This is a genomic window from Exiguobacterium sp. UBA5002, assembly GCF_002396765.1.
GTDB lineage: Bacteria > Bacillota > Bacilli > Exiguobacteriales > Exiguobacteriaceae > Exiguobacterium_A.
This window is the reverse complement of record NZ_DGYQ01000009.1, coordinates 2,527-7,522: the sequence shown is the minus strand read 5'-3', so window position 1 is coordinate 7,522 and position 4,996 is coordinate 2,527. Positions and strand designations below refer to the sequence as shown.

Here is a 4,996-nt window from a genome sequence, read left to right as displayed (position 1 = left end):
ATCTCGACCGTGTTTATATAAATGATGAAGCACCACGGTCATTTAAACAGTTCATGCAAGAGGAAACGTATACTCTCATGCAAGATTCTGTAACTTACGGATTAAAAGGTCAAAAAGACGGTAGCTGGGATTTGCAATATTGGGATCTTAAAACTAAAAAATTGACGACAAAACAATTGAGCACTCCTTCAGAAGTTGATAATAAAAAGTACGCCTACTCACCCTTTCAACGAACAGAAGATCTACTTTATGTGGAGCGCTATTCGATGGATGAGCAGACCCAAAGAAGCTTTATTTATGTTATTGACTTAAAAAATAATAGCGTACGTAAACAACAACTACCAATCGAATTAAAGAAGAATGAATACATTGAGTCGTTCTATAAAGGACAACTACTTTATTCTCAAACATATTTTCCTAAGAATAACCCGGATACTGAACAGCAGCGTCTGCTGATGACAGACGGAAAAAAGACGAAACGATTAAAACAACTGGAAGGAGAAGATTTTAACACTCGAATTTTAAATGAAGGCAAATTAATCGTGACGATAAATGAAAATGATGATACACAGTTAAGCTGGAATACGTTCGATTTGGAGTCGGGAAAATATACAATACATCAAGTTCCACTTCCTGATCGTAAAAAATTCACAGATGGAGGTGGATTCCCGGTCTCTATTTTGGAAAATGGACGCATTTATTTTTCTTATCAGCTAAAAAATGATGATTACAGAGTATTGGTTTTCAATCCGACATCAGCAAATATTGAATATGAAGGAAACATTACGAATAAAAATCCAAAGATTAAGTTATCACTAAGTGATATGCGATTGAAGTAAAATATAGAAATTTCATTCAATTACTTGAAACCTCCCGTTTTCTTCCAACGTATAAAGATTATACAGAGGGGGAACTCACATGCAATTCTTGATTTTTGTCGTTTTCGCAGGTGCCATGTATTGGTTCTACTACAATTTCTTACTCGGGTACCGTAAGAAAAATATCACGCTGACGTTCGACGATCGGTTTTATTCACTCGACGAACATGTTGCAGCCATCGAACAAAAGCTCGCAACGGATGGGCACTCGGCACGTTATCACGGTGACCGTCGTTTCGAAGTCGATAGCAAACCCTATCTGTTCCTCGAGCGAACAGTCTCAGTCGGCGGGGTTCCGACACAGCAGACGATTCTTGAGCAACAAAAAAAATAACTCTCCCACGTGCGGGAGAGTTTTTTCGTTAGACCGGAATCCGGTCCAGGGGATGCGGTTGTTGCGATGAGCGATACCAGCGGATGATCCAGTGATCGATGCCGATTTGATACGCCAAGCGTCCTGCAGCCAGTAAGGCGATTGACGCTGCTAAGAACACGGGGTTCAACGCAATCGTCCCAGCGAGTAAGTAATTGAGATTCATGATGCTTCCGACGACCAGTGCAGGAACCGTCAACAGACTAAGAATCAACAGGATCCCGACGACGAGTTCCGTGAACGGAATCAAGGCGTTGATCAGCCCAACGTTCGGTAAGGCGAGTTGCTCGATCCACGTCGCATACCAGGAACTGACGAGTGCGTCTTCGCCCGTTGACTTTGCAAGTGCTCCTTCGAGAAACGGCTGCGCATCGAAGCCATTGATGTACTTGCCGATCCCGGCGATGAACCACTGGATTCCGAGCCAAAGTCGGATGATCGTCAACAGACCGAGATCGATGATGTGTAATGCTTTCACTTTCAGACACTCCTCTACTACAACATAGTCCCCATCATACTGAAAAATCATCAGCGAGATGGGGACTATCATCATAACGTCATCGAACCGTCATCGACCTGTTACAAAAAAGGACAAGGTAACGGTTTCATGAGCGTTGATCGAGGCGATGACTGATTGCAGTTAATAAAGCAGCAACGAGCGCGACCAGTCCACCGACGAGTGCCGTGTTCATCATCGGACCGTTCGCATAGACGATGCCACCGAGTGCCGAACCAAAAGCAATCCCGACGTTACTCGCAACCGGCATCAATGAAGCAGCGAGTCCTTTTGCTTCCGGATTGAACTTTTCAGCGAGGTCGATCAAATAGATTTGTGTCGAAGTCGTCAGTAGAATCGACATCAACGACATCAAAGCGATGTTGAACAGACCAAGCGGAAGGGATGCTGTCGTGAAGTATAACGCAGCAAGAACGACTGCTTGCACGACGAAGACGAACCGTAAGCGTCCCATCGGATTTTTGCTGGCGATTTTACCGGCAAGGATGTTACTAAAGATCGAGACGACGCCGTAAGCGAGCAAGATCGGACTGATCCACGTTTTCGCAATCCCAAGTTCTGTTTGTAAAAGCGGTACGAGGTATGTGTAGACGACATAAGTTGCCCCGAATCCAAACGACGGAATAAAGAAGGCGATCAGGATCCGTGGGTTGGCGAGCAATCCAAGCTGTTCCTTAATTGAACCGGAACCCGTCGATTGCTGGACCGGAACGATCTTCCATACTGCGAGGAACGCGATCAATCCCATGACTGTCGTTAGCCAGAACGTAGCTTCGAAGCCAGCGTGTTGCCCGATGAACGTTCCGATCGGGACACCGAGGACGTTCGCTAGTGTAAAACCACCGAAAATGAACGAGACGGCAACACCGCGCTTCGCGACAGGTACACCGTCACTGGCGACGACCATTGCGAGCGAGATCAAGACACCGGTCAGGATCGCTGTCAGAATGCGGGTGGCGAGCAATACTTCGTAACTTGGTGCAAAACTACTGGCAAGATTCAATAGTATCCAAGCAAGTAAGAGACGTAGGATCAGACGACGCCGTTCTAGGTGACCGGTCAGCGACATGACGATCGGTGTACCGATCGCAAAGGAGATGGCAAATGCCGAGACGAGCGTACCGGCTGTTGCGATCGTGATATCAAGGGCTGAGGAGATTTCAGCGAGGATCCCGACGATGACGAATTCGCTTGTTCCGAGAACGAACGTCAGGAGCGACAACGTGGCAATCAAGAGCCAATCGCGTCGACTTAAACGAGTAGTAGGTGACATGGATGATTCCTCAATTCTGGCGCTTGCGCGCGAAACTATGAGTAACAGGATAGCATGAAACGATTTCGTCGGGTATTGCAAAGCGAGATTTCGGGAAAAGAACCATTATTCAAAATAGCGTGTGAATTTTCAGGTTTGCTGTTTTTTGCGTATACTACAGAAGAAGACTACTTATAAAGGAGTGGAAACGATGCAAGCGACAGTGACATGGAACAAACAGATGGGGTTTAGTGGACAGACGGAATCAGGGCATCATCTGGCGATGGATGCAGCACCAGAGAACGGTGGCGAAAATCAAGCGCCGCGACCGACTGAACTACTGCTACATGCCGTTGCCGGCTGTACAGGGATTGATATCGTCTCGATTTTAGAGAAGATGCGCTTGACGATCACCCATTTTGAAATGGATATCGAAGGAGAAAGGGCAGAGGATCATCCGCGTCGTTTTACGTCGATCTCGATTCATTACCGGCTCGAAGGTGATCTCCCGGAAGATAAGGTCCGTCGCGCCATCTCGTTATCAAAGGATAAATATTGTTCGGTTTCGCAATCCCTGAACGCTGAGATTTCCGTCTATTATTCGATCAATGGTGTTCGGAGCGAGGATCCTTTGTGAAGAAAGTCGTACTGATCGGTTGCTTGTTGCTTGCAGGGTGTGCGCAGGAGACGACGGAACCAACGAAATCATCACAACCGGAAACGAAGCAACCGACAGAAGAAAAGAAATCGAAGCCTGAGCCGACGAAAGAGGAACGACAACAAGCAAAACTAAAACAACAACTGGCAACGATGTCGACGTCAGAAAAGGTCGATCAACTGCTCTATATCGGAGTCGCCGGTACGGAACTTTCAGCAGCTGACCGAAAACTGTTGCGAACGCGTGCGATTGGTGGGGTCTTATTGCTCGGCGGAAACATTACGTCAGAAGAGCAACTCCTGACGTTCACGCGGGCGATTCAAGAGACGAATCAAAAACCGTATGCCTTCGTCGGGATTGATGAAGAGGGCGGACGCGTCAGCCGGGTACCAGATCAACGATTACGTCTTCCGACGAGTCAACGCATGGCGCAAGGTGCAGATGCGGCGAAAATGGAAGACGTCGGACGTACGCTCGGTCATTTGTCACGATTTTATGGCTTCAACATGGACTTCGCACCAGTCCTTGACGTCAACAGCAATCCGAACAATCCGATCATCGGTGACCGTGCGTTAAGTGCTGACCCGAAGACCGTCGCTACCTTTGGTACAGCACTGATGCACGGGATGCAGGAGACGGGCACGATTCCGGTCGTCAAACATTTTCCCGGTCACGGCAATACGAGTGTCGATTCTCATATTGGGCTACCGAAAGTGACGGCGTCAAAGGAAGAACTAAAGCGGACGGAACTGTTACCGTTCCAAGAAGCGATCCAAGAGGGCGCCGAGATGGTGATGGTCGCCCATATTCTCTATCCCGCGTATGACAATCAGCATCCATCCTCGCTCTCAAAGCCGATCTTGACTGATTTACTGCGTCAGCAACTCGGATTCAACGGTGTCATCATCACGGATGATCTCGTCATGGGAGCGATCACGAAACAATATGGTCTCGCGGAAGCGGCACGTCAGTCGCTCGTCAACGGAGCTGATATGGCAATGTTTTCAGAGGCAGGTGCTTACACAAAGGTCCATGCTGAAGTGATGCAAGCCGTCAAAGACAAAACGCTGACCCCGGAGATGCTCGACGCTAAAGTGATGCGGATCCTGAAGCTGAAGCAGGCGTATGCCGACAGTCAAAAGCAACAGCGACCGACGAAATCGGAGCTGATTCAGCAAGTGGAAGCGCTCAACTAGGACTAGCGAAGCAAAGCGACTCATGCTAGACTAATGGGGCAAGCCAATTAAACACGAAAAGACACTAGGGGAGTCTCCCAGCAGACTGAGACGGAAGTATCCGGACCCTTTGAACCTGATCT

General features: G+C 47.9%; 6 protein-coding genes. 4 read left to right on the top strand and 2 right to left on the bottom strand.

Going from position 1 to position 4,996, the window contains the following annotated elements; translation table 11 throughout:
- Together B4C70_RS01630 and B4C70_RS01625 are read left to right on the top strand one after the other, a co-directional pair.
- A partial coding sequence (locus tag B4C70_RS01630) for a hypothetical protein (RefSeq protein WP_290776581.1) occupies positions 1-839 on the top strand: 839 nt, incomplete at its 5' end.
- Positions 840-918: 79 nt separating this feature from the next.
- Positions 919-1,212: a hypothetical protein gene (locus B4C70_RS01625; RefSeq protein WP_290776578.1), complete on the top strand. Its 294-nt coding sequence runs from the start codon at positions 919-921 to the stop codon at positions 1,210-1,212.
- Between the two features lie 28 nt (positions 1,213-1,240).
- On the opposite strand, the gene B4C70_RS01620 is transcribed toward B4C70_RS01625, so the two are convergent.
- Together B4C70_RS01620 and B4C70_RS01615 are read right to left on the bottom strand one after the other, a co-directional pair.
- Complete coding sequence (locus tag B4C70_RS01620) at positions 1,241-1,729, bottom strand: DoxX family membrane protein (RefSeq protein ID WP_290776575.1); 489 nt, start codon at positions 1,727-1,729, stop codon at positions 1,241-1,243.
- A 127-nt stretch (positions 1,730-1,856) separates the two neighbouring features.
- Entirely contained in the window at positions 1,857-3,041 is a 1,185-nt protein-coding gene (locus tag B4C70_RS01615; RefSeq protein ID WP_290776572.1) for an MFS transporter, read from the bottom strand.
- Positions 3,042-3,231: 190 nt separating this feature from the next.
- On the opposite strand from B4C70_RS01615, the gene B4C70_RS01610 reads away from it, so the two are divergent.
- Together B4C70_RS01610 and nagZ are read left to right on the top strand one after the other, a co-directional pair.
- Entirely contained in the window at positions 3,232-3,657 is a 426-nt protein-coding gene (locus B4C70_RS01610) for an OsmC family protein (protein WP_023467853.1), read from the top strand.
- Positions 3,654-4,874: a beta-N-acetylhexosaminidase gene (gene nagZ / locus B4C70_RS01605; RefSeq protein WP_290776569.1), complete on the top strand. Its 1,221-nt coding sequence runs from the start codon at positions 3,654-3,656 to the stop codon at positions 4,872-4,874. The genes B4C70_RS01610 and nagZ overlap by 4 nt, the downstream gene beginning before the upstream one ends.
- Positions 4,875-4,996 lie beyond the last annotated feature (122 nt).

Coding starts and splice junctions, on each gene's coding strand:
- B4C70_RS01625 (WP_290776578.1), top strand. CDS start 919: ATGCAATTCTTGATTTTTGTCGTTTTCGCAGGTGCCATGTATTGGTTC.
- B4C70_RS01615 (WP_290776572.1), bottom strand. CDS start 3,041: ATGTCACCTACTACTCGTTTAAGTCGACGCGATTGGCTCTTGATTGCC.
- B4C70_RS01610 (WP_023467853.1), top strand. CDS start 3,232: ATGCAAGCGACAGTGACATGGAACAAACAGATGGGGTTTAGTGGACAG.